Source organism: Flavihumibacter profundi, from assembly GCF_020076305.1.
GTDB lineage: Bacteria > Bacteroidota > Bacteroidia > Chitinophagales > Chitinophagaceae > Flavihumibacter > Flavihumibacter profundi.
This window is the reverse complement of the sequence record NZ_JAIQXE010000004.1, coordinates 110760-133981: the sequence shown is the minus strand read 5'-3', so window position 1 is coordinate 133981 and position 23222 is coordinate 110760. Positions and strand designations below refer to the sequence as shown.

24 protein-coding genes are annotated in these 23222 nt (G+C 44.7%); 8 read left to right on the top strand and 16 right to left on the bottom strand.

All coding sequences use genetic code 11. The features are described 5' to 3' along the window. Positions 1 to 35 precede the first annotated feature (35 nt). Complete coding sequence (locus LAQ65_RS18950) at positions 36 to 887, top strand: endonuclease/exonuclease/phosphatase family protein (RefSeq protein ID WP_224118584.1); 852 nt, start codon at positions 36 to 38, stop codon at positions 885 to 887. Between the two features lie 5 nt (positions 888 to 892). Here the strand turns inward: LAQ65_RS18950 and LAQ65_RS18945 are convergent, their stop codons facing one another. Next, the gene (locus LAQ65_RS18945) at positions 893 to 1408 is read right to left on the bottom strand and encodes a 5' nucleotidase, NT5C type (protein WP_224118583.1); all 516 of its coding nucleotides are present in this window, start codon (positions 1406 to 1408) and stop codon (positions 893 to 895) included. Positions 1409 to 1548: 140 nt separating this feature from the next. On the opposite strand from LAQ65_RS18945, the gene LAQ65_RS18940 reads away from it, so the two are divergent. After that, on the top strand, positions 1549 to 2559 hold the full coding sequence (locus tag LAQ65_RS18940) for a metal-dependent hydrolase (protein ID WP_224118582.1): 1011 nt from the start codon (positions 1549 to 1551) through the stop codon (positions 2557 to 2559). Between the two features lie 41 nt (positions 2560 to 2600). Here the strand turns inward: LAQ65_RS18940 and LAQ65_RS18935 are convergent, their stop codons facing one another. Further along, positions 2601 to 2849 (bottom strand): YtxH domain-containing protein, encoded by a 249-nt coding sequence (locus tag LAQ65_RS18935; RefSeq protein WP_224118581.1) that lies wholly within the window; start codon positions 2847 to 2849, stop codon positions 2601 to 2603. Positions 2850 to 2934: 85 nt separating this feature from the next. Here LAQ65_RS18935 and LAQ65_RS18930 point away from each other — a divergent pair, with 85 nt between their 5' ends. After that, positions 2935 to 4107: a phospholipase D-like domain-containing protein gene (locus LAQ65_RS18930; protein ID WP_224118580.1), complete on the top strand. Its 1173-nt coding sequence runs from the start codon at positions 2935 to 2937 to the stop codon at positions 4105 to 4107. On the opposite strand, the gene LAQ65_RS18925 is transcribed toward LAQ65_RS18930, so the two are convergent. From LAQ65_RS18925 to LAQ65_RS18910, 4 genes are all read right to left on the bottom strand, one after another. Then, on the bottom strand, positions 4079 to 4291 hold the full coding sequence (locus LAQ65_RS18925; RefSeq protein ID WP_224118579.1) for a hypothetical protein: 213 nt from the start codon (positions 4289 to 4291) through the stop codon (positions 4079 to 4081). The two genes, LAQ65_RS18930 and LAQ65_RS18925, sit on opposite strands and share 29 nt — an antisense overlap. A gap of 9 nt (positions 4292 to 4300) precedes the next feature. After that, entirely contained in the window at positions 4301 to 5110 is an 810-nt protein-coding gene (locus tag LAQ65_RS18920; RefSeq protein WP_224118578.1) for a sulfite exporter TauE/SafE family protein, read from the bottom strand. 119 nt (positions 5111 to 5229) lie between these two features. After that, on the bottom strand, positions 5230 to 5841 hold the full coding sequence (locus LAQ65_RS18915; RefSeq protein WP_224118577.1) for a hypothetical protein: 612 nt from the start codon (positions 5839 to 5841) through the stop codon (positions 5230 to 5232). A 41-nt stretch (positions 5842 to 5882) separates the two neighbouring features. After that, positions 5883 to 6350: a hypothetical protein gene (locus tag LAQ65_RS18910; RefSeq protein ID WP_224118576.1), complete on the bottom strand. Its 468-nt coding sequence runs from the start codon at positions 6348 to 6350 to the stop codon at positions 5883 to 5885. A 93-nt stretch (positions 6351 to 6443) separates the two neighbouring features. On the opposite strand from LAQ65_RS18910, the gene LAQ65_RS18905 reads away from it, so the two are divergent. Continuing rightward, positions 6444 to 6617, top strand: a complete 174-nt coding sequence (locus LAQ65_RS18905) for a DUF6728 family protein (protein ID WP_224118575.1) — start codon at positions 6444 to 6446, stop codon at positions 6615 to 6617. A 6-nt stretch (positions 6618 to 6623) separates the two neighbouring features. Here the strand turns inward: LAQ65_RS18905 and lpxB are convergent, their stop codons facing one another. The 3 genes from lpxB to surE are packed head-to-tail and all read right to left on the bottom strand — an operon-like array spanning position 6624 to position 8848. After that, a complete protein-coding gene (lpxB, locus tag LAQ65_RS18900) occupies positions 6624 to 7727 on the bottom strand; it encodes a lipid-A-disaccharide synthase (protein ID WP_224118574.1) in 1104 nt (367 codons plus the stop codon). A 33-nt stretch (positions 7728 to 7760) separates the two neighbouring features. Continuing rightward, positions 7761 to 8060, bottom strand: a complete 300-nt coding sequence (locus LAQ65_RS18895; RefSeq protein ID WP_224118573.1) for a hypothetical protein — start codon at positions 8058 to 8060, stop codon at positions 7761 to 7763. Further along, the gene (gene surE, locus LAQ65_RS18890) at positions 8060 to 8848 is read right to left on the bottom strand and encodes a 5'/3'-nucleotidase SurE (RefSeq protein WP_224118572.1); all 789 of its coding nucleotides are present in this window, start codon (positions 8846 to 8848) and stop codon (positions 8060 to 8062) included. The genes LAQ65_RS18895 and surE overlap by 1 nt, the downstream gene beginning before the upstream one ends. Before the next feature lie 103 nt (positions 8849 to 8951). Between surE and LAQ65_RS18885 the strand changes: the two genes are divergently transcribed. Next, positions 8952 to 9701 carry an XRE family transcriptional regulator gene (locus LAQ65_RS18885; protein WP_224118571.1) on the top strand — a complete coding sequence of 250 codons (750 nt, stop codon included), beginning with the start codon at positions 8952 to 8954 and terminating at the stop codon, positions 9699 to 9701. A gap of 87 nt (positions 9702 to 9788) precedes the next feature. Here LAQ65_RS18885 and LAQ65_RS18880 read toward each other — a convergent pair whose 3' ends face one another. Then, positions 9789 to 10706 (bottom strand): histone deacetylase family protein, encoded by a 918-nt coding sequence (locus LAQ65_RS18880; RefSeq protein WP_224118570.1) that lies wholly within the window; start codon positions 10704 to 10706, stop codon positions 9789 to 9791. Next, on the bottom strand, positions 10703 to 11362 hold the full coding sequence (gene pdeM / locus LAQ65_RS18875) for a ligase-associated DNA damage response endonuclease PdeM (RefSeq protein WP_224118569.1): 660 nt from the start codon (positions 11360 to 11362) through the stop codon (positions 10703 to 10705). Before pdeM ends, LAQ65_RS18880 begins: the two co-directional genes overlap by 4 nt. Positions 11363 to 11419: 57 nt before the next feature. On the opposite strand from pdeM, the gene LAQ65_RS18870 reads away from it, so the two are divergent. Further along, entirely contained in the window at positions 11420 to 11908 is a 489-nt protein-coding gene (locus tag LAQ65_RS18870) for a hypothetical protein (RefSeq protein ID WP_224118568.1), read from the top strand. Here the strand turns inward: LAQ65_RS18870 and LAQ65_RS18865 are convergent, their stop codons facing one another. The 4 genes from LAQ65_RS18865 to guaA form a co-directional block, all read right to left on the bottom strand. Continuing rightward, positions 11909 to 14371, bottom strand: coding sequence for a ligase-associated DNA damage response DEXH box helicase (locus LAQ65_RS18865; protein ID WP_224118567.1), 2463 nt, complete (start codon positions 14369 to 14371; stop codon positions 11909 to 11911). 16 nt (positions 14372 to 14387) lie between these two features. Then, on the bottom strand, positions 14388 to 15833 hold the full coding sequence (locus LAQ65_RS18860; protein WP_224118566.1) for a c-type cytochrome: 1446 nt from the start codon (positions 15831 to 15833) through the stop codon (positions 14388 to 14390). 488 nt (positions 15834 to 16321) lie between these two features. Continuing rightward, complete coding sequence (locus tag LAQ65_RS18855; protein ID WP_224118565.1) at positions 16322 to 17515, bottom strand: amino acid ABC transporter substrate-binding protein; 1194 nt, start codon at positions 17513 to 17515, stop codon at positions 16322 to 16324. Positions 17516 to 17537: 22 nt separating this feature from the next. After that, complete coding sequence (gene guaA / locus LAQ65_RS18850; protein WP_224118564.1) at positions 17538 to 19073, bottom strand: glutamine-hydrolyzing GMP synthase; 1536 nt, start codon at positions 19071 to 19073, stop codon at positions 17538 to 17540. 95 nt (positions 19074 to 19168) lie between these two features. Between guaA and LAQ65_RS18845 the strand changes: the two genes are divergently transcribed. Continuing rightward, positions 19169 to 19891, top strand: a complete 723-nt coding sequence (locus tag LAQ65_RS18845) for a head GIN domain-containing protein (RefSeq protein ID WP_224118563.1) — start codon at positions 19169 to 19171, stop codon at positions 19889 to 19891. A gap of 179 nt (positions 19892 to 20070) precedes the next feature. Here LAQ65_RS18845 and rpsT read toward each other — a convergent pair whose 3' ends face one another. Further along, positions 20071 to 20331, bottom strand: coding sequence for a 30S ribosomal protein S20 (gene rpsT / locus LAQ65_RS18840; protein ID WP_224118562.1), 261 nt, complete (start codon positions 20329 to 20331; stop codon positions 20071 to 20073). 146 nt (positions 20332 to 20477) lie between these two features. Between rpsT and LAQ65_RS18835 the strand changes: the two genes are divergently transcribed. Next, positions 20478 to 23222 (top strand): 2-oxoglutarate dehydrogenase E1 component, encoded by a 2745-nt coding sequence (locus LAQ65_RS18835; protein WP_224118561.1) that lies wholly within the window; start codon positions 20478 to 20480, stop codon positions 23220 to 23222.

Below are 23222 nucleotides of genomic sequence, written 5' to 3'. Positions count from 1 at the left end.
GGCGTATTACAATACATTTATCATTTAATAATTGTATGAAAAAATTAATCCTTGTTTTTATTGGAATTATGATGATTGTAAAAACTGAGGCACAATTGCACATTAGGCTGATGAGTTATAATATGCGGTATGACAACCCTGATGATGGTGACAACCGCTGGGAAATCCGTCGTGATGCCTTAACGGGGTTATTGCAGTATCACGCTCCTGATTTTATCGGGACCCAGGAATTGCTGAACCACCAATTGGAATATGTATTATCGAAATTGCCAGGCTATGGTATGGTAGGTGTTGCCCGGTTAGACGGTAAAAAGGAAGGTGAATATGCCTGTATTTTATACAATACCCGGGCTTTCCGGGTTATTACCCAGCATACTTTCTGGTTGTCTCCCTTCCCTGACAGTATAGGCTTAAGGGGGTGGGATGCTGACCAGGAGCGAATCTGCACCTATGGATTATTTGAAGATATTAAAACAGGCCTGCAGTTCTATGTATTTAATACGCATTTTGACCATATTGGTGCAGAAGCCAGGTTACAATCGGCCAGGTTGATATGGGATAAAATGACCGCACTCAATAATGTGAAAAAACTGCCGGTATTTTTAATGGGTGATTTCAACAGCAGACCCAACGAAGCACCTGCCATGTACCTGTCTGAAAGAATGCAAAATGCGAGGAATGCCAGTGAAATAGTATATGGAGCTGTAGATACCTGGAACGATTTTGCCTTTTCAGAACAGCCTAAAGGCTGTATTGACTATATTTTTACAGCTAAAGATCCCAGGATAAAAGTGAAGAAATTTGCAACACTGACGGATAGCTATAACCGGAAATATCCTTCCGACCATTTGCCGGTGGTTGCCGATTTCATCATTCAGAAGAAATAATATACTTACAATAACAATGACTCTATCTCATGCCAATGGGTAACCCGGTGGTGCCGCCCTGCATCGGCAAAATGGTTATGAGGCTGGTTAAATAAGATTGTTTGTCCGGCAAAAGGATCCAGGTTTTTGAAATTATCATCAATCATGATATCGGCTCCTATAATATTTTTTGAACCGCAGAAAACGATCTTTTGCCAGGCGATAAAGGGGAAATGTTCCTTCAGCCACTCCAGCTTTTCGGTTAAGCTGTGCGGGTATTCGACTGCAGCGGAAACTATAAAAAGGTCATAGGCCCTGTAAAGTTTTTCAACAACCTCACGGCTACCAGTGATGACCGGTGCAGTCCTGAAAAATCCAGGGGATTGTATGTAGTTTGCCGCACCTGGAAATGCTTCTGATAATCTTTTGCCCCGGGCTTCTTCTATTGTAATCCGGATGCCTTTTTCTTTTTCATAAAATTGACTGAACTGGCCAAACTCATCGGCCAGAACACCATCCATATCTAATGCGATCTTCTTCATTTTTTCACTAATTAAATTAGCTGCCAGTATATTTCCGGGCCACGAATATAATTATTCAGGAAGGTTATTGATGCGATATTTTCCTGCTTTCAACTGGTAGATTTGTAGTATATTTTACTTACAGTACTGCTGCCATTTAAATGGATTCTATAACACATATCGCCCTCGGTGCCTGTATCGGCGAAGTTTTTTTCGATAAGAAAATTGGGAAGAAAGCTTTGTTATGGGGAGCGCTTGCTCAAAGCCTGCCTGATATTGATTTTATTGCAGGTGGCTGGATGCCTGTTGCCCAGGAATTACTTGCCCATAGGGGCTTTACACATTCCATTTTATTTATTGCTATAATGACGCCTGTAATGTCCCTTACCGCCGACAGGGTCCACAGGCCGCATGATATTGCCATGAAAAAATGGCTGCTGTTTTTCGGCTTCGAAATGCTGGTGCATATTTTCCTGGATGGTTTCAATAATTACGGTACTGGTTGGCTCGAACCCTTTAGTCACCAGCGGTTTTCTTTTAATGCAATATATGTTGCCGATCCATTTTTTTCTCTCTGGCCGGGTATCGCTGCAGCAGTGTTGTTTTTAATCCCGATTTTTAGTCCCAGGCGTAAATTCTGGTACCGTTTCGGCATATTATTACCCGCATTTTATTTGTGTTATTGCACTATAAATAAAATAACTATTGATCGCGATGTGCGTAAAATTCTGGCCAGCCAGCATATTCCTTCTGAAAGGTATTTTACCACTCCCGCACCGCTGAACAATTGGCTTTGGTATGTAGTCAGTGGAAATGACAGCGGTTACTACGTGGGGTTCAGGTCATTATTTGACCGCGAAAAGCAAATGACCTTTAATTTTTTCCCCCGGAATGACAGCTTATTAAAACCGATGGCCAATCACGAAGACCTGCAGCGCCTGGTCAGGTTTTCACAGCAGTTTTATACAGTTGAAAAATGGGGCGACAGCCTTGTCTTCAATGACCTCCGGTTCGGCCAAATTATTGGCTGGAAGGATCCGCGGGAAAAATTTGTATTTCATTATTTTTTGCAACACCCCAATGATAATAAGCTGGTTGTGCAGCGCGGGCGTTTCGCAAAATGGGATAAGGAGGTTGCCTTGTCTCTGATCCAAAGAATCGGGGGCAATTAAAAAAGCCTTTGGCTGTTATAGCGAAAGGCTTTTTAAAAGTTTTAGGAGGCAAATTCTTCCACTGTTTCTTTGAGTGAATCCACCCTTCCACGAATATTATCCCTAAGTCCGGACAGTTTATTTTTTCCTTCGTTCATCCTGTCTTTTAATGTGTCAGATAATTTCTTCCCGTTGTCTACAATTTTCTTGCGGGTATTCTCTCCTTTGTCTGGTGCAAATAAAATGCCCAGCAGACTTCCAATTGCTACACCAGCAGCCATAGCGGCTATTAGTTTGTTTGTGTTTGTCATAACCTATAGGTTTAATTTGAAGGAATACATTTACATATCAAAGGTACCAAATACAATACCAAGATTTCGTTATATTACTGTTGTCATGTCTTTAAATTTTCCGAGGGAAGGATATACTACGCACAACCAGGTAAAGCTTATCCGGGGTGGGAAAGATTATTTTGACTGCCTGGTGGAACTACTGCGGAAAGCCAGCCATTCCATCCATATGCAGATGTATATTTTCGATGATGATGAAACAGGCCGGAGCGTCCTGGTGGAACTTCTCGCAGCCGCAAAAAGGGGTGTAACAGTATTTCTTTTACTGGATGGATATGCCTCCCAGAATTTTTCCCGCAGGAAAATTGAGGAAATCAGGGCTTCGGGTATTCATTTCAGGTGGTTTGAGCCATTTTTGAGGAGCAGGTATTATTATTTTGGCCGTCGCCTGCACCATAAAATTGTAGTTGCCGATGGTATAGAATCGCTGGTTGGTGGTATTAATATCGGAAACCGGTATAATGACCTTCATGGCAGGCAGGCATGGCTGGATTGGGCCGTATTTACCAGGGGAGAAGCCGCAGGCAAGCTATATTATGTTTGCCAGGTAATTTGGAATAAGTCGGGCTGGGGAAAGAAAAAGTGGCAACGTGTTTTTCTGGTACCCCAGCCGGCAAATGTGAAGGAAGAATGCCTGGTAAGGGTTCGGCGGGAAGACTGGGTTCGGCGTAAATCAGAGATTTCAGCCAGCTACCTCCTAATGTTGAAAAAAGCCGAGAAGGAGGTGGTCATCATGTCGAGCTATTTTTTACCCGGTCGGCAAATCAGGAAAAACCTTGATGCAGCCGCTAAGCGTGGGGTAAGTATTTCAGTGATTACTGCGGGGAAATCCGATATAAGTATGGCTAAGCATGCCGAACGGTATTTATACCGCTGGATGCTTGACCGGAATATTAAAATTTATGAGTACCAGAAAAATATTTTACACGGGAAAATAAGTTGTGCAGATGGGATACTAACAACTGTCGGCTCTTATAATGTGAACTTCCTGAGCGCCTATGCCAGTATTGAACTGAACCTCGATATATTGGACGCCGGTTTTGGTAAATCAGTTCACCAGCAACTGCTTGGTGTTATGGAACAGGATTCCCTGCCTATTACCGATATGGAATGGCAGCAACACTATAATTTCCTGGAAAGGTTTTGGCAAAAAACCTGTTACGATACTATCAGGTTAATGTTTTACCTGTTTACTTTTTATTTTCGCCAGCATAAATAGAACCTGCTTCCGTGCTGCATTCGCCAAGACATCTTTTGGGCCGCACAAACCCGGTAATGAACATAATTGCCCCGAAACCATATAGAGCCCATGCATCTTTAAATTGTGTTGCTACAACAATAAGGGCTATCCCTCCCCCAAACCGGATAATGCGGTGCAGCCATACCGGATCAATCTTTTTCATAATAGTATTTTAATGTACTCCATTACTCAGGAAAAGTTCATGGATTATAATATATATACCCATTACCAATACAAACCAGCCGAATCCCTTTTTTAATTTTTCTGCAGGTACTTTTTTACTGAAGCGATTGCCAATGAAGATTCCCCCGATCGCAAGGGCACTAACGGTTAATAATAAATGCCAATCAATTACTGTGTGGCCAAGGTCACCTGTAAATCCGATCAATGATTTTACGGCAATAATCAGCAGTGATGTACCCACAGCTTTTTTCATGGGCAGTTTGCTGAATAAAACCAGTACTGGTATAATCAGGAACCCGCCACCTGCACCAACCAGTCCGGTTATGCTGCCTTCCATGGCTCCCTGCAAAGCTACCAGGGTTGTATTGGATTTATTTCCATTCTCCTGGTTATCTGCAGTAACTGTATTGTTTTTCAGCATTATAATAGCAGCAGCGATCATTAACATGGCGAACAGGAGCATCATGAAGATGGACTTTGTTACAACAAAGCCGCCCACTGTAAATAGTTCCTGGGGAATAGCAGGTACAACAAATTTTCGGATAGAGAATACCGCTGTTATTGAGGGAATACCAAATATCAATGCCGTGCGAAGATCAACATCCCCCTGCCGGTATTTCGGAATGGCACCGACAAGGCTGGTTGCACCAACCACAAATAAAGAATATGCAGTAGCAATTACCGGGTTAACCTGGAAAAGGTATACCAATACCGGAACTGTTAAAATTGAACCTCCACCACCTATAAGGCCCAACGATAAGCCGATAATTAATGAAGCCAGGTAACCGAAAATTTCCATGCACTTTAATTTGGTGGCAAAACTGATGCATAGTATATGCTTATTTGGTGATTTCTATCACCCAAAGCAGGAATTTATAGCAGTTTTCAGCAGGAGGGATTCCTTATTGATACAATTGGCTAAAGGATTTTATCCCTCATCATCCTTGCCAAAACAGTACCTGCAAGCTTTTCCGTAGCCATTTCCAAACCATCGTTCATGCTCAGCTGGATTCCGGAACTCCATTGCTTTTCATACTTTTCACGGGTATAAAATGAAGCCAGTACCCGACCCTGTTTCTGGGTCGTTGTTTCGTAATTGAAATCGTATGCCGGACTTGTGTATAAATCAAAGAAATTCCAGGAGGTAAGGGGAGTAGTAGAAGATAATGTTGTTTTGTCGCTTATTTGTGTTGATGCACCCATATATTCCAGGACGATAATGCCATCAAATTTCAAAGGTTCAATAACAGCCTTCAGTTCTTCCTTGCTATGAATATCAGCCAGTGAAAAAGTGTTATAAGTGGCAGTTCCTTTATATCCGCTTCTGTTCATCAGGTCGGCAAGGGCGGTTTCGGCTTTTTTACGGCCTACAATATCTTTCATGGTCCCCAGAATCAGGATATTACTGTATTTCTGCTTTTTGTAACCGGGCGCTATATAGCTTTCAGTACCTGCCGCTGGTTGTGAAGTTCCGCAGCTGGTGATAAATCCTCCAAATAGCACAGCAAATAACCAAAGTCTGATTCTCATGTCAAGTTTTTTTTTAAAGATAAGCAGTTGAAGGTAATGCCTTAAAACCTATAACGCACAGCCAATCCGCCCCAACTTCCATAAAATCCCCGGTCATTGCCAAATTCAACTGCCGGCTGCCAGTCTAATGAAGTATTCAGGGGTATATTCCTGAAATTGTATTCAACGCCTATAATTCCATCAATGCCGATAAAAGCCCCATCACCATGGGTGTTATCATAAAAGCCAAGATGCGCACCCGGACCAACAAACCAACGGAGACCGGGTTCAGATCCCAATGGGAAATGCCATTCATATAAACCGGTAAGCCTGATTCCCCCATTCCAGAAATAGGCGATTCCTTCAAGGGCATTTTTTTCAGTAAGAAAATGTTTAAAGGTTACTCCGGCACCATCCCAGACTTTTATGCCAATGGCATTGGTATAATCAGTTCCGGAAGATTTTTGTGCCTGCGTTTCCATTATTCCGCAGAAAAGACAGAAAGCCAATAAGATATAGGATGTTTTCATCCTGCAAACTTAATAAATCGCAGCATCAGATGTTTATTGCAAAGTGCTGAACCAATAAATACATAGTTTTGTTATTTTATAAAACATGCTACTATGGGTGTCTTGCGGCAATTGGCAGAATATTTATACATTAAAAAGCGTGATCCGAATACGCCTAAAACAAAATGGATAGGCTATATGCATGGCATCAACCGGATCTCCATTTTTATGTTTCTCGGCGCCCTGATTTTTTTGCTGGTACGCCTGGTTTTTTTCAGGCATAGCTAGTCTTCCTCAGCCCTGCATAAATTTCCAGATGCTTTCAGCAGCATGGGCTGAAGCATTCCCGCCTTCCTGCAACACCGCTTTCAGTTCGCTGTAATCATTTTCGATGCGGCTCCGGTATTGGCCCTCCGCTAAAAGGCCGGACAGTTCTTTCCTCAGGTTTGAAGGTGTCAGCTCATCCTGTATCAATTCCTTTACAATGGGCCGGTCCATGATCAGGTTTACCAGCGAAATATATTTTACCTTGATCAGCCTGCGGGCGATGAGGTATGAAATTTTACTGCCTTTATAACAAACTACTTCCGGAACACCAAAAAGCGCTGTTTCCAGGGTAGCAGTACCCGAAGTTACCAGGGCTGCCCTTGCACGCATCAGTAAAGTATAGGTGTCGTTCCGCACTGAAGAAAGATTGGGATAAGGGGCTAGCAGCGGCGCATAAAAATCATCAGGTTGCCCTGGTGCTTTGGCCACTACAAAATGATAATCGGGAAATGCTTTACTGACTTCAAGCATCACTGGTAGTTTCTTTAAGATTTCCTGTTTCCTGCTGCCTGGCAATAATGCGATGGTCCGGTCATCTTTCCGGATATGGGAATGTTCTGCTTTAAATGTTTCTATGACTTCCACCAGTGGATGGCCAACATATTCTACGGGGTATTGCCATTTTTTATAAAAGTCTTTTTCAAAAGGGAGAATGACCAGCATTTTATCCACCGCTTTTTTTATGGTTTTAACACGGTTTTCTTTCCATGCCCAAACCTGGGGAGAAATATAGTAGATCGTTCTAAATCCCTTTTCTTTTGCCCAGCCGGCAATCCTAAGATTGAAGCCCGGGTAGTCTATGAAAATAATGGCATCGGGCTTGAACCGGGTGATATCTTCTTTACAAAAATCAATATTCCTGAAAATGGTGCGCAGGTTTGCAGCTACTTCAATAAATCCCATGAAGGCCAGTTCGGCATAATGTTTTACCAGTTCAGCGCCGGCCGCCTGCATCAGGTCGCCGCCCCAGCAACGTATGTCGGCCGAATGGTCCCTTTGCTTTAATTCCCTGATCAGGTTACTGCCATGCAGGTCGCCACTTGCCTCTCCTGCGATGATATAATATTTCATGGAAGCAAAGATAAGGGCCAGATATTTCTTCCTTTATGCAATTACCTTGATCAGCAATACGGTAATGCCGTATAAAAGGGTGGCAATAAAAATACCTTTTGCGATCCTGTCTTTCCTGCCGTTGATGAAAACGGTAAAGAGGATTGCATTGGCAATTAGTGAAATACTGCTTACACCAGTCAGCAGTGATTTATATTGCTTCATGTAACCGAGAAACTCTGTAAAACCAACATTGCGGGTATAGAATGCGGCAAAATAATAAAGGAATAGTCCGACTATTGGGCCAAGTAATCCAAGTAAAAGGCCGACGCGCGTGTTATCTTTTTTAAACATTATTGTTTCCAGCTTTTTTCCAACTTGGCTTTAAGAACGTAATTGGTGAGATCAAATTGTACAGGAACCACGCTAACATAATTATTATGCAGGGCCCAAACGTCGGTATCTTTTCCTTTGTCGAAATTCAGGAACTCGCCTGTTAGCCAGTAATACCTGCGTCCGGTAGGGTCCAGCCGTTCCAGGAAATCTTCCTGGTATTTCGCATAAGCCTGGCGGCATATTTTTATCCCCTGGATATGTTCGTGCGGAACAGCCGGGATATTTACATTCAGGATCAGGTGTTTGTCCATTTTTTTCCGCAAAACCATTTCTGTGATCTTGCGGGCATAAATGCCTGCGGCAGTAAAATCAGCTTCAATGCTGTAATCCAGCAGGGAAAAGCCAATGGATGGGATGCTTTCAATGGCAGCTTCCACTGCAGCCGACATAGTTCCCGAATAGATCACATTAATGGAATGGTTGGCACCATGGTTGATGCCACTTAGGCAGATATCCGGCTTCCGGTGCAGCACCTTGTCAACTGCCAGTTTTACGCAGTCTACCGGAGTTCCTGAGCAGGAGTAAGCCTCGATATCATCAAAATACTTAACGTGGTGAAGGCGTAAAGGCGTTCCTATAGTGATGGCGTGTCCCATGCCAGACTGGGCTTTGTCGGGTGCTACTACCACTACTTTGCCCAGGTCTTTTACCGCATCAACCAGGTTTCGGATACCCGGGGCAGTTATCCCGTCATCATTTGTTACCAGGATAACCGGTTTTTCCTTGATTTTTTTTGTTGTGGCCATAAGGGGTCAAGTTATGAAATCTTCGTAGTCGGATTGCAGCATTTTTTTGCTAATTATTTTGTAATGACAAAAATTTTAGTAAGTTTGCGCTAAATCAGTTAGCATGTCATTTGCCGGAAAAAACCTAAAATACCTGCGCAAACTGCGTGGATGGACCCAGGAAGATTTTGCTGCCAGGATCAAAATTAAACGGTCCTTATTGGGGGCTTACGAGGAAGAAAGGGCAGAGCCCAGGCTGGAAGTTTTGGAATTGGTGAGCGAAATTTTCAAGGTAAGCCTTGATGAATTGTTTTTGAAGGACCTTGGCGAAACCAAGGGTAGTTATATTGCCAAGAGGAGGGCCCAAAAACTGGCAGCCGAGCCTATGGTTATCCAGTTCGTTCCGGTAAAGGCCGCTGCAGGTTATCTTGCCGGTTATGCTGATCCCGAGTTTATTGACGAGTTGAATACATTTACACTCCCTATGCTGGCCCCGGGGCAATACCGTGCATTTGAAATTATTGGCGATTCCATGCTGCCTACACCCAGTGGATCTGTTATCGTAGGGGAGAAAGTGGAAGACCTGGAAGGATTGAAAAACAGTAATACCTATATCCTGGTATCACGCCAGGAAGGCATCGTTTACAAACGGGTAATGAAAAGTCCGAAAACCAAACAAAAACTTACCCTTGTCAGCGATAACCCGGTATACCAGCCATACCAGGTTGATGCCAATGATATTGTTGAAGTGTGGCAGGCACAGATGGTCATCACCCGCGCTAACCAGCAGCAACGCTGGGACGTGAACCAGTTGGCATCCATTGTCACCAACCTGCAGGAACAGGTTAGTACCCTAAAGAAAAAGATGAATTAATTATAAGATGGTTGTTTTTAGTACTATGGGTTAGTATGGGCCCCGCTTCGGCGGGGTTTTTTTATTAGCCCGATCATACCCGGCTGTTTATTGCTGGTAAATAGATGCTGCTTCTTTAAAAGTATTTACATGGGCTGTAACAATATCGCGCACATCAGGTGAATAGCCCCCACCCATGGATACCGCGCAGGGAATGTTTGCATCCTTAAGTAATTTTAATACGAAATGATCCCTTTCCCTGCAGGCATCCATACTCACTTTTAATTTACCGAATGCATCGGTTGAGAGTATATCCACTCCCGACAGGTAGAAGGCAAAATCGGGTTGAACCTGCCTGGTCAATCCGGGTAAATGATCTTGTAATAAACCGAGATAGGTTGCAGAGTCAGTTCCATCTTCAAGTGGTATATCCAGGTCGGAACTTTCTTTGTGAAAAGGATAATTGTGCCTGCCATGCATACTGAATGTAAATACCGCAGGATTATCTTTAAAAATGGCTGCAGTTCCATTACCCTGGTGCACATCAAGGTCGATAATTAAAATCTGCCGGGCCAATTGGTGGTGCAACAAATAATTAGCAGCTACAGCAAAATCATTCAGTAAACAAAATCCTTCTCCATGGTCAGCAAATGCATGATGTGTACCGCCTGCCACATTTAAGGCAATGCCATGTTGCAAAGCGTGAAGGCTGCAATTAATTGTTCCCTGGGTTATTATGAATTCCCTGCGGGTTAATTCCGGTGATTGCGGAAATCCGATATGCCTTTGCTCTTTTGCACTTAACGTTTGCTCCGATAGTTTTTGCAGGTATGCAGGCGTATGCGTCATTAAAATTATTTCTTCGCTGCAGGGATCGGGGGTATTTAAATTTTGTTCACTGATAATTCCTTCATAGATCAGTTGCCCCGGAATCAACTCATATTTCAACATGGGAAACCGATGGCCTGCGGGCAATGGATGTGCATAAACAGGATCGTAGGCAATATAAAGTGCTGATGGGTTCATTGCAGGGTAAGTATCTCCTGGTTGGCAATAGCAAAAACACGGGCTGCCCTGGATGGTTCTATTATTGCCATTCCGGTGAATTCGCTGAATGCCGGCAGTATGGCAAATTGCTGGTCAAAATAGAAGCAGGGGACCCGGAGCGACTGGCGACCTGCCCCGTGGATCCTTACGCCAGGGTGTATATGTCCGGATAAGTAGTATAAGCCTTCTTCTGTTTCTACATCCTGCGGTGATTCGTGGATAAAGCAAAATGGACCTTCCTGGTAGGTTGATTCATGCAGGCCTATGTCATTTTGGCTATACCATTCATCATTTAGGATATCATGATTTCCCCTGATTAGTTCAATGGCGAGGTGTGGAAGGTCATTGCGCCATTTCGCAAATAGATCAGCTTCCTTATTCATCTCCGAATGAAAAAAATCACCCACTATTATCAACTTTTTAGGCTGGAAATATTGAACCAGTTCAAACAGTCTCTGCAGGTCATTCCGGTAAATATGTTGCGGAACTGCGATGCCGGCTTTCCTGAAATGCCCTGTTTTTCCAAAATGCAGGTCAGACAGGATCAGTGATTTTGATTCTTCCCAGAAAACCGCTTTCATGGGTGATAGCCAGAGTTGTTGTTTGGCGATGGAAAAAGAAAAGGGTGGCTTCATTCAGTTACAAATCTAAAAGGATTATTTTTAAATAGTATAATCACCAAACCAACTCATATGTCTGTACAAAACCCATTTGAAAAGGAAGAGCATAAATTGCCTTCGCTTTTGAATGTTCTGACTATTCTCACTTTTATTGGCTGCGGTCTTGAACTAATATTTGGGACATTAAATATCATTAACGGCAGAAAGAACCTCGATAAATTAGAAGAGTTACAAAGCAGCGGCCAGCTTGATCAAATGCCTTCGTTCCTGAAAAAATTTGCCGGTCCTGAGGCACTGGAGAATGCGCGCCTTGCTTATGAAAACAGGATCCCCTTATTTGTTATAATGCTTGCTGGTATGGTGCTTTGTTTATTTGGCGCTATACAGATGCGGAAATTGCAGAAGAATGGTTATTATTTGTGGCTGATCGGTGAATTGCTGCCAACTGTCGGCAGTATAATACTGGTCGGTATTGGGTTTGCAGGAAATGCAGGCTGGATGCTGTTATTCCCTTTATTATTTATCATTTTGTATTCTACGCAGGTGAAATACCTGAAATAGTTATTTCGACAATTGTAACTGCATTTTTTTTATCCTGTCTTCCAGTTGTTCGGAGGACAGGTTTTCCCTCATGCTATCCACTTTAACCGGGAAACAGAATGGCGTCAATTGGTCAGGAAACATGAGTACGATATGGCTTTGCTGGATCCTTTCCAGCATATCCCTTAGCCTGGTTTCTTCCATTTGCTGTGCAAATACTTCCTGGAATGCCTGCCGCATCAGCAGGTTATCCGGATCGTATTGCTGAAAAACATTGAAAAGCAGTGAGGCGCTGGATTGTAAATGCCTTGCCTTTTTATGTTCACCCGGGTAACCCTGGAATACCAATCCGCCGATTACCGATATATCCCTGAATTTTCGCCTGGCCATCTCCGTGCTATTTACACTTCGCTGGATATCTGTAAACAGGTTATCAGTAGAAAATAATTCATACACATTGCTGTCATCTACCGGGATGGGCTGGTCACTTAGTAATTCAAATCCATAATCATTCATCGCAAAGGAAAAAGTGATAGGCCTTATTTTGCTGATGCGGTAAGCCAGGATGGCTGCCATGGCTTCATGCACCAGCCTTCCTTCGAAAGGGTAGACAAAAAGGTGAAACCCGTCTTTGGTTTCAATTTGCTCGATAAGCAATTCATTGGCGCGGGGCACATGGCTGATGGCAGCCTGAAGGTCAAATAAAGGCTTCAGTAAAACAAGTTCCGGCCTGCCGGGCAGTGGATTTCCGGCATCGTTGAACTGCTGGCGAAGCAAATGGCCCAGGTTGGCTGATAAGGGCATTCTTCCGCCATTCCAACTGGGAACGATTGATTTTTTTGCCGATGATTTCCTGACCAATACGGTCATATCCTTGATCATCACCAGTTCAAGGTTTTTACCTGCAAGGGTAAAGACATCGCCAGGTAAAAGGCGCGAAATGAAATATTCCTCAATAACCCCGATATACCCACCCGATATGAATTTAACTTTCAGCATCGCATCGCTTACGATGGTGCCGATATGCATGCGGTGGCGCATGGCCATCCTTCTGCCCGTGATCCGGTAGATACCATCCTGCAGGTCCACTTTCCTGAAGTCATCATATTGCTGCAGGGCTTTACCACCTGAGGTTACAAATTGTACAATCTGTTGCCATTCCTCCATGGACATTTCTCTGAAGCAATAGGTTGATTTAATTTCCTGCAGCAATTCAGTTGCAGTAAATCCATCTGAAACAGCAAGGGTACAGAGCCATTGTACCAGTACATCGAAGCACAAAAGCATCGGCTCTCTTGATTCAATTATACCTTCATCAATAGCTTGTTGTAATGCAGCAGCCTCGACCAGTTCAAGTGAATGTGTGGGTAAAAAATAAATGCGGCTGGTTGCGCCTGGCTGGTGGCCGCTTCTGCCTGCCCTTTGCAGGAAGCGTGCAACACCTTTGGGCGACCCCACCTGTATAACGGTTTCTACCGGACGAAAATCTACTCCAAGGTCGAGGCTTGCCGTGCACACAACAGCTTTTAGCTTTGCACTGTGCAGGGCTTCTTCCACCCAAACACGCAGGTCCTGTTCTATGCTGCCATGGTGCAGCGCAATAGCCCCGGCCAGTTCTGGAGCAGCCTGCAGTATGGCCTGGTACCATCTTTCGGTCATGCCCCGGGTATTGATGAATACCAGGGTGGTGGTGCTTTGCCGGATGATGGGTATAATTTTATCAACCAGTTTTAGTCCGAGGTGTCCCGACCAGGGATATTTTTCAATCTCATCGGGAAAGATGGATTTTACCTCCATGGGCTTATGCACTTTGGCCGTAATTATCCTGCCTTCAGTGCCAATTGGCGCCAGCAGAACTTCCTTAGCCTGCAGCAGGTTGCCGATGGTTGCGGATATGGCAAAAAGGGAAAACCTTTTGTTGGTCAACAGGGGAACGATATGCGAAATGGCCAGTTCCACTTGTACTCCCCGTTTGCTGCCCAGCAGTTCATGCCATTCATCAACAGCAATAATTCTCAGTGTTTGCAGGTTTTCTTTATAACCTTTCTGGGCCAGCAGCAGGTGCAGGCTTTCAGGAGTTATGATCAGCACTTCAGGCATATGTCTTTTTTGCCTCTGCCTTTCTGCAACGGGGGTGTCGCCATTTCTAATGCCAACCTGCCATTGTATGCCGGTTTCGGCAAGAACTTCTTCCATGGCACGGCCAATATCTTTTGCCAGCGCACGCAGAGGGGTGACCCATAACAACTGTAACCCGTTTTTCGATTGTTTCGCATAATCCTTCGGGTTATCATTGATGAAGTTTATCAGGGCGCCAAGGAAAACAGAAAAGGTTTTTCCAAAACCGGTTGGAGCGTTTACAAGACCGCTTTCCCCATTGGCAATGGCTTCCCAGGTTTCTTCCTGGAAAGCGAATGGCGAAAACCCCTTTTCGGATAGCCATTGGCGTATCATTTTGTAACCTATGGAGGCATGCAGGTTCAAAGGGATTTTCTTTGTGTTAAAGGGTTTTGAGGTATTCAATTACTGCTTCTCTTTCCGGCGCTGATAATTTATCGCCAAAATAATGGCCGTAGTTGCCGTATCCCTTTAGCGTTGTATTGTATACGGTATTACCTGCCGGAGTATCATGGATTTTATATTCCCAACCCACAGCTGTATAATTATACGCAGGTTTGGGGTAATCGCGCGACCAGTAGGTTGGCCTGGTTTTACTGTTCAGTAATGCTTCAAGAGTGGGCACAGAGCCATTGTGCAAATATGGCGCAGTGCACCAGATGCCATCCAGTGGCGGTGCTATATATCCTGAATAAGGAACCAGTTGGGCGGGATGGTCACCCAGGGAAAACCAACTGTTGTTGAACCAGTTCACGAATTGAGGGTTCTGGTAATTGCTGCTGTATAAAGCCGAATCGGTTTTGATGATAGCAGCGGGTACCAGCAGGTTGGGATATTCCCCGCCAGCACCATATTTGCCATGGCATTTACTGCAATTGTCTATAAAAACGGATTCGCCTTTGCGGGCAAGTTTCGTGTTGATCTTTTCGGGATATTTTGGAGGTTCCAGGGTATACAGGTAGGCAAGTACATCACTGATTTTTTTATCTACTTCTGCCGCCTCACTGCTGTCTGAAACGGTTAGCAGGTTAGAAGCCATCAGGAACCTGCCGAAATCACCTCTCCCGAAACCATTGTAGAACATGGCGTTCTTTTTCTTCAATAGCCACCAGGCCGGAACATCACTGGGGATTACTTCGTCGGGTATCGGCATGCTGGCGGAATCACGCCATTGCAGGGTTAGCGGGTCGCGGTGGGCAACCAGTACAGCAGCAAGGCGGTCGGCGGCATTTACACCGCGTACTGCTGTTTTAAGGTAGGGACTGATAGTGCCGGTTACCTGTATGAAATTCCGGGCTGCTTCATACTTAGCCGGGGAATTTGCTTTGAGCAGGTTGGCCAGCAAGCCCATGTTTTTGGCATTCAACTGGTCGCCTGCTGTAAAGTCCATCAGGCTGTTGCCCATACCGATAACCAGTGAATCGTTGAATAACTGGGCATGGCATTGCAGGCAATTGGGTGCTACCAGTTGCACCCCGTTGGAAGCGGTTATTGCGGTAAAATTATAGGGAATAGTTTCGTTGGTGCCTGAACGATGCAGGTAGTTGTTTTGCTCTTTTAACTTACCCATCTGGAATATTTCAAGGGGTAGGCCCCCTTTTACATAATCCCCCGTAGTCAGGTAAGTATATCCCTTGGCCGCATTGCCGGTTCTCTGTGCTGTTTTCGGTATGGGTACAGGTTTTCCCGGGTCATATTTGGTAACCTGCCTGCCGATGAAATGAATGGACGCCAGTGCTATAATAACCAATGCGGATAACAGACGGTATTTCATTGCCATATTTCTTTCTCCTCCCGATAAAGATAAAGCATTGGGTGGCCATATCATTTTGACTGTTTAGCAATGGGCTTCGTTTCTACCGGATTCCTGCAAATTTTGCTTTTCCTCTCCGGCCTGGATAGTCCGATGGGCCAGGGAAACCTGCACAGGTTATGGTCATAACCTTTAGATAGTTATGAGATAGTATAGAGATACTGCTGAGAATTACGGCAAGATAACGGCAAAATGACGGCAAGCTAATTAAAGGAATTCCTTACCAGCCACCAGTTCTGCAGCTTTCAGGTGCACAGGAGCTAAGCAAACAGGACTGTTTATTGTATCGGGCAGTAGGTCGTAATGGGCTCGTTTTTGGGAAATAATGGGCTCAGACCCAGGAATAATGGGCTCATATTACTAATAATGGACTCATTTTAGTAAATATTGGCTCAATAACTACGTCCGGTTGAAAGAACCTGGGAAAAAATCCCAATAAACAGGTATTTCTCAGCATTGATTCACAGGTTGAGGAACACTTGTTGAGCTAATTTTAAAATCGGTTAAAAAACTGTAGATACTACGCCGTTTACTTTTTTAATAATATACAATTTCTTGTTCTCAAAGTAGTCGAGTTGTTGTTTTTGCTTATCCAGCAGCACAGGCTGTATATCGAAATCGGTGAAGACTTTGTACTTTTTTTCCCCGATTCCGGAGGCGAAATTGGGACCTAATTCCCGGAGTAATTTCCCAAACCGGTACATTGACTCATAGCCCCTGAAAACCATATCGCTTGGTCTTGCATACAAGTTATCCTTAAAATAGGTATTGATCATTTCGCTTAGGGCGTCAGTCCGGACCGGGTTGAAAGGTGTACTATAAAATATATCAAGGTCTTTGTATTCCTTCCGGTCAAATTCTCGTATGCCATCCCAGGTTGGCATACCCATTACCTGTACCGGGTAATTTTTGTTGATTTCCGCCAGCTGTGTGCAAAGGTTGCGTGCAAATTGCTCATCCAGGCTTCCTGCTACACATAAAGTGATTTTCAAACTGTCGAGAAAGGGGGTAAGGTCTTCTGGTTTAAAATCTGCCGGTAAGGTTACATATTTCAGTTTGAGCGAAGTGCCCATAGTTGATTTTTCAACCTCAGTCAAATAACCCTTCAGGCGATCCTCCTGGGCACCGGCTTTCCGGAATACAACAATCCGTCCTGTGCTGTAATTTCTTTGCAGGAATTTATAAATGCCTTCGCAGTGTGTAGCCAGGCTGCTGTTCAGGATGACCATATAGGGATTGTTGGTAACCCCGCCATCGTTTGGCAAATTCACGTTTATAAATGGAACCTGTTTGCTGTTGGCAAATGTTGCCAGTGGCCTGATTTCATTGTTGGACACAAAGCCCAATACAAGGCTGGATTGCTGCACTTCGGGAAGCGCAATTATTTCATTGATGGATTTGCCGGAGCGGGTATCTATGATATGGATATCCAGGGATACATTTTCTTTTTTCAGGCTGTCTATGGCTAGTTGCGCACCTTCATAAAACTCCAGCCCTGGCAACATGTATTTTGGAAACTGCTTACCATAGCGGTATTGACCAGTTGCATCAAATGCCGAGTCCAGGTAAAGGGGCAATAAAACGGAAATGACGGACTTTTGACCGGCGGTAGTATTACCCTGTTGCGCAAAAAGAGATTGCCTGGCACTTATTAGCAGGATACCTGCTATCAGGAAAAAACGAATAATGAATCTCATATTGGAAACAGGGTTTGTCGGGTTATTCCCATTCAATCGTTGCCGGTGGTTTGCTGCTGATATCGTAAACCACCCGGTTTATTCCTCTCACATTGTTGATGATCTCATTCGAAATATATGCCAAAAAATCATAAGGCAGGTGAGCCCAGTCGGCGGTCATGCCATCAACTGAAGTTACTGCCCTTAACGCCACCGTATATTCGTAAGTCCTTTCATCTCCCATAACCCCCACACTCTTTACTGGCAGCAGGATAGCGCCTGCCTGCCATACAGTATTATACAGGTTATGTTCTTTTAACCCGGTCGTATACCTGTAATCAGCTTCCTGCAGCAGTTTAACTTTTTCTTCTGTGATTTCACCCAAAATGCGGATCGCCAGTCCGGGTCCGGGGAATGGGTGCCTGTCGATCAGTTCCGCTGGTATTCCAAGTTCCCTTCCAACTTTTCTTACTTCATCCTTAAATAAATAGCGAAGTGGTTCAACAAGCCCAAGGTGCATTTCTTCCGGAAGTCCGCCTACATTATGGTGTGATTTTATCGTCACCGAAGGCCCGTGTACAGAAACGCTTTCAATAACATCAGGATAGATAGTTCCCTGGCCCAGCATTTCAATGCCTGCTATCTTTTTGGCTTCTTCCTGGAAGCAATCGATGAATAATTTACCGATCACTTTCCTTTTGGCTTCCGGATCTGTTTTGCCTTCCAGTTCGCGATAGAAAGTGGCTTTTGCATCAATGCCTTTTACATTCAGGTGAAGGTTGTCTTTGTAGGTTTTCAGCACCTGCTCAAATTCGCCTTTGCGCAGTACCCCATTGTCTACAAATATGCCATGCAGGTTATCGCCTATAGCCTTATGGATAAGGGTTGCGGCAACTGTGCTGTCCACCCCGCCACTCAGGGCCATGATAACCTTGCGGTTGCCGATCTGTTTTTTCAGCGCTTCAACAGTATCTGTAATAAAATGCGCAGGGGTCCAATCCTGGGCGCATCCGCAGATATCTACCAGGAAATTATGGATCAGTTTTTTGCCCTCAATAGAATGGTATACTTCGGGGTGAAACTGGACACCGTATAATATTTCTTCAGTGCCGGTTTTTTTGAACGCGGCAACGGGGATGGAATCGGTATCAGCCAGCAATTCGAAACCAGTGGGCAACTCCTTGATGGAATCAGCATGGCTCATCCATACCTGCGAATTGGGCATCATCCCTTTCAGCAGCACATCTTCTTTTTTCGCCTGCATATAGGCCCTGCCGTATTCCCGTTTATTACTTTTTTCAACTTTACCGCCAAATTGTTTTGCCGTCAACTGGGCGCCATAGCACACCCCCAGAACAGGAAGGTTTTTGATAAACGAATGGATATTCACTTCGGGGGCATTCTCATCATTCACAGAAAAAGGTGATCCTGAAAGAATAATGCCTTTTAGTCCGGGTTCAAACTCAAATGACTTGTGGTAGGGGATAATTTCACAATACACATTGGCTTCGCGAACAGCCCTGGCTATCAATTGTGTATATTGGGAGCCAAAATCTAAAATGAGGATCTTTTCTGTCATGGTGGCGCAAAGATATAATTTCCTGAATAGTAACCTTTTTTTGGGTTAGGTAGTCTGATAGGATATATTTTTAATTTTCCATAAAACCTCAAGATATGAGAATCGTAATTCTTCTTTTTGCATTACTGGGCTTTACCCTGGTTTCCTGTCGTTTTGGTATGGGTAAACGCATCCATGGAAATGGCAATATGACAACTGACACCAGGAATCCGGGTGATTTCCGGAAGGTTGAGCAAAAAGGCTCCTTTGATATTATCCTGAAAACCGGTCCGGCCCATGAAGTGGTGATTGAGGCTGAAGAAAATATTGCACCGCATATCGAAACCCAAATCGATAACAATACGCTGGTAATCCGCACCCAGGAAGGCTTTCGCCTTGATCCGAAACGCGATATCAAAATTGTGGTAACCTCGCCTGAATTTGAGGAAGTGTGGTCAAATGGTTCTGGAAATATTACCAGCGAAACCCTGCTTGCCGATAGTAATTCCTTAACCATCGGAACACGGGGCAGCGGTGATATTACCCTCCAGGTCCAGGTGCCTGAGGTAATTGCCAAAAGCTTTGGCAGCGGTAATATCAAGTTAACCGGTGAAACCCGCACAGTATCGCTGGAAACGGCCGGCAGCGGTGACCTTACGGCAGAAGACCTTAAAGCTGAAACCGTAACCATAGACATAAACGGCAGCGGCAATGCAACGGTAAATGCCAGCAAATCACTTGAAGTATCTGTGAAAGGAAGTGGCGATGTTGGGTACAAAGGCAACCCTGCGCTAAAAACAGATATAAAGGGTAGTGGTAACCTCCATAAATTAGACTGACCAGTTCCGTCATTACGGATTACGATGGGGGGCAGGGGATATCCTGCCTCGGTTGGGCCTATGGCTGATTATGCCACATAATTAACCCAACTATTGATCTTCAGTAGGATACAAACAAAAAAGGGGCCTGTCAAAAGACAGGACCCTATATAAGATCAAATGCGTTGATAATCAGACTATTAAGCTACGGCTAACTTGTTCGCACGCTTTGCAAGCTTGCTCTTCAGGTTAGCTGCCTTGTTCTTATGGATAACTCCACGCTTGGCCAGCTTATCGATCATAGATAATACATCGGGCATTTTCTCATCTACGGCTTTCTTCTCTTCAATTGTCCGCAGGTCACGGATTGCGTTACGGGTAGTTTTACCGTAATAACGGTTTCTATCGCGGCGCTTTTCTGCCTGGCGCATATCTTTTTTGGTAGCCTTATGATTTGCCATTCTTCAAAATTTAGGACGGCAAAGGTAAACCCTAGTTGATCAATATCCAAATAAATCTTTCTTTTTTACAGGCATAATCCAGAGACCATAAACCGGATTTCTCCGTTATTTCCCGATATTTGCATACCCATTTTCAGACTATCCATATGAAGGATTTCTCATACATCACCAACTCGTCCCCGGCTGCCATAGAAGCTCTGTATCAGGATTTTGTGAAAGATCCTGCCAGCGTTGACCCAGAATACCGGAAATTTTTTGAAGGTTTTGATTTTGCCGTAGGGCATGTTGCCCCCAATGGACAAGCCGCCGCTACCGGCGCCGGGTTGCCTGCTGACCTCGATATTAAAAAGGAAATCAGTGCCTACCGCCTGATCCTTGGTTACCGCAATAAAGGCCATTTACTGGCCCGCACCAATCCTATTCGCCCACGCAAGGACCGGGGCGCCAACCTGGACCTGGAATTTTTTGGATTCACCGAGGCAGACCTCGACAAGCAATTTTATGCCGGCACAAGGCTTGGCCTGGGTACTACTTCCCTGAGGAATATCCTGGACCACCTGGAGAAATCCTATGCGAACCATGTAGGTATCGAATTCAAATACATCAGCAACCAGAAAAAAGTTGATTTCCTTACCAATGCCATGGAAAAGGAATTTGGCCAGCCGATGCCGATCGAAAAAAGGAAGCGTATCCTGGAAAAACTGAACCAGGGCGTAATTTTTGAAAAATTCCTCCACACCAAATATGTAGGGCAGAAAAGGTTTTCCCTGGAAGGCGGCGAAACTACCATTGCAGCCCTGGATGCGATTATTAACACTGCCGGTGCCCTGGATGTGCAGGAAGTTGTTATAGGCATGGCCCACCGGGGAAGGCTGAATATCCTCGCCAATATCATGGGTAAAACCTATGAGAATATTTTCAGTGAGTTTGAAGGCACCCAGGTAATGGACCAGACCATGGGTAGCGGGGATGTGAAATACCATATGGGATATGGTAGTGATATTACAACCCCTGAAGGGAAAACCATGCACCTTAAACTTACACCCAACCCTTCACACCTTGAAGCTGTAGACCCGGTTGTTATCGGGTTCGCACGTGCCAAGGCGGATGTTCTGTACGAAAGTGAATACGATAAAATATTACCGATACTGATTCATGGAGATGCGTCAATAGCCGGACAGGGTATAGTATACGAAGTATTGCAGATGAGCAACCTGGAAGGTTATTATACTGGTGGAACGATCCATTTTGTGATCAATAACCAGATCGGGTTTACCACGGATTTTGAAGACGCCCGCAGCTCCGATTATTGTACGTCGCTGGCTGCAACTGTCCAGGCGCCTGTTTTCCACGTAAATGGCGATGATGCAGAAGCCGTAATTAAATGCGTAGAGATAGCGACCCGCTACCGCCAGGAATTTAATTCAGATATTTTCATTGATATGGTTTGTTATCGCCGCCACGGCCACAATGAAGGCGACGATCCGAAGTTTACCCAACCCCATTTGTATAGCCTGATCGAAAAGCACCAAAACCCCAGGGAAGTATATACGCGTTACCTGTTGGAAAATGGGGAAGCTGATGCCAGGCAAATGGCGCAGGATATGGAAAAGAAATTCTGGGCCGACCTGCAGGAAAGGCTGGATGAGATCAAGCAAAACCCGCTGCCTTATAAATACCAACCGCCGGAACTGGCCTGGAAAAGCCTGCGGCGTTCTACCGAAAACGATTTTGACCACTCGCCGGAAACAGCGATCAGCGCGGCTGATTTTGATAAATTATTTAATAGTATCATGCAATGGCCTGCTGATTTCAAACCACTGAAAAAAGTGGAGAAAATCCTGCAGGACAAACTGAAGCTATTCCGGGAAGAAGCAAAGCTCGACTGGGCAACAGGTGAACTGATGGCCTATGCCAGCCTGCTGTTGGATGGTAAGGATGTCAGGATGAGTGGACAGGATGTTAAGCGCGGAACCTTCAGTCACCGCCATGCAGTATTAAGGGATGAGGAAACAGACCAGGCCTACAACCGGCTGAGCCGTATTGAAGGGGCAACCGGGAAATTCAGGATATATAATTCCCTGCTGAGTGAATATGGTGTACTCGGGTTTGAGTATGGTTATGCGATGGCTAATCCCAACGGCCTTGTGCTGTGGGAAGCCCAGTTCGGAGATTTTTCCAATGGTGCGCAAACCATGATCGACCAGTTCATCGCAGCCGGTGAACAGAAATGGAACCGGATGAATGGGGTGGTAATGCTGTTGCCACACGGATACGAAGGACAGGGACCTGAACACAGTTCAGCCCGGATGGAAAGGTATTTGCAATTATGTGCCGAGCAGAATATGGTGGTGACCAATATTACCACTGCAGCAAATTTCTTCCACGCACTGCGCAGGCAACTGGCCTGGCCATTCCGCAAACCAATGATCAATTTTTCCCCGAAAGCCAACCTTCGTTTGCCGGAATCCTATTCTTTAAAAGATGAGTTTACACAAGGTGCATTTAAGGAAGTGATTGACGATTCATTTGTAAAGGATGGGGCAAGCGTGAAGAAAGTGCTGTTCTGTAGCGGAAAAGTATATTTTGACCTGGCTGCCCGCCAGCAGAAAGACCAGGCTAAAGACGTGGCGGTCATAAGAGTGGAACAATTGTATCCTTTGCCACAAAAACAATTGGATGCCCTTTACCATAAATACAATAAAGCTACCTGGTTCTGGGTGCAGGAAGAGCCCCTTAATATGGGTGCTGCGTCATTCCTGAAAATGAACCTGCCATCTATAAATTTTGGTGTGATCAGTCGCCAGCCGAGTGCATCTACCGCTACAGGCTATGCGAAAGTCCATGCACAGGAGCAGGCAGAAATTATTGATACGGCCTTTACTATTTAG

Bases quoted from the DNA above. Each gene is read 5' to 3' on its own strand.
- LAQ65_RS18905 (WP_224118575.1), top strand. From the start codon at position 6,444: ATGGGTGTCTTGCGGCAATTGGCAGAATATTTATACATTAAAAAGCGT.
- LAQ65_RS18920 (WP_224118578.1), bottom strand. From the start codon at position 5,110: ATGGAAATTTTCGGTTACCTGGCTTCATTAATTATCGGCTTATCGTTG.
- LAQ65_RS18910 (WP_224118576.1), bottom strand. From the start codon at position 6,350: ATGAAAACATCCTATATCTTATTGGCTTTCTGTCTTTTCTGCGGAATA.
- rpsT (WP_224118562.1), bottom strand. From the start codon at position 20,331: ATGGCAAATCATAAGGCTACCAAAAAAGATATGCGCCAGGCAGAAAAG.
- surE (WP_224118572.1), bottom strand. From the start codon at position 8,848: ATGGCCACAACAAAAAAAATCAAGGAAAAACCGGTTATCCTGGTAACA.
- guaA (WP_224118564.1), bottom strand. From the start codon at position 19,073: ATGACAGAAAAGATCCTCATTTTAGATTTTGGCTCCCAATATACACAA.
- LAQ65_RS18935 (WP_224118581.1), bottom strand. From the start codon at position 2,849: ATGACAAACACAAACAAACTAATAGCCGCTATGGCTGCTGGTGTAGCA.
- LAQ65_RS18870 (WP_224118568.1), top strand. From the start codon at position 11,420: ATGTCTGTACAAAACCCATTTGAAAAGGAAGAGCATAAATTGCCTTCG.
- LAQ65_RS18845 (WP_224118563.1), top strand. From the start codon at position 19,169: ATGAGAATCGTAATTCTTCTTTTTGCATTACTGGGCTTTACCCTGGTT.
- LAQ65_RS18915 (WP_224118577.1), bottom strand. From the start codon at position 5,841: ATGAGAATCAGACTTTGGTTATTTGCTGTGCTATTTGGAGGATTTATC.
- LAQ65_RS18860 (WP_224118566.1), bottom strand. From the start codon at position 15,833: ATGATATGGCCACCCAATGCTTTATCTTTATCGGGAGGAGAAAGAAAT.
- LAQ65_RS18885 (WP_224118571.1), top strand. From the start codon at position 8,952: ATGTCATTTGCCGGAAAAAACCTAAAATACCTGCGCAAACTGCGTGGA.
- LAQ65_RS18835 (WP_224118561.1), top strand. From the start codon at position 20,478: ATGAAGGATTTCTCATACATCACCAACTCGTCCCCGGCTGCCATAGAA.
- LAQ65_RS18945 (WP_224118583.1), bottom strand. From the start codon at position 1,408: ATGAAGAAGATCGCATTAGATATGGATGGTGTTCTGGCCGATGAGTTT.
- LAQ65_RS18940 (WP_224118582.1), top strand. From the start codon at position 1,549: ATGGATTCTATAACACATATCGCCCTCGGTGCCTGTATCGGCGAAGTT.
- lpxB (WP_224118574.1), bottom strand. From the start codon at position 7,727: ATGAAATATTATATCATCGCAGGAGAGGCAAGTGGCGACCTGCATGGC.
- LAQ65_RS18930 (WP_224118580.1), top strand. From the start codon at position 2,935: ATGTCTTTAAATTTTCCGAGGGAAGGATATACTACGCACAACCAGGTA.
- LAQ65_RS18925 (WP_224118579.1), bottom strand. From the start codon at position 4,291: ATGAAAAAGATTGATCCGGTATGGCTGCACCGCATTATCCGGTTTGGG.
- LAQ65_RS18895 (WP_224118573.1), bottom strand. From the start codon at position 8,060: ATGTTTAAAAAAGATAACACGCGCGTCGGCCTTTTACTTGGATTACTT.
- pdeM (WP_224118569.1), bottom strand. From the start codon at position 11,362: ATGAAGCCACCCTTTTCTTTTTCCATCGCCAAACAACAACTCTGGCTA.
- LAQ65_RS18855 (WP_224118565.1), bottom strand. From the start codon at position 17,515: ATGAGATTCATTATTCGTTTTTTCCTGATAGCAGGTATCCTGCTAATA.
- LAQ65_RS18950 (WP_224118584.1), top strand. From the start codon at position 36: ATGAAAAAATTAATCCTTGTTTTTATTGGAATTATGATGATTGTAAAA.
- LAQ65_RS18880 (WP_224118570.1), bottom strand. From the start codon at position 10,706: ATGAACCCATCAGCACTTTATATTGCCTACGATCCTGTTTATGCACAT.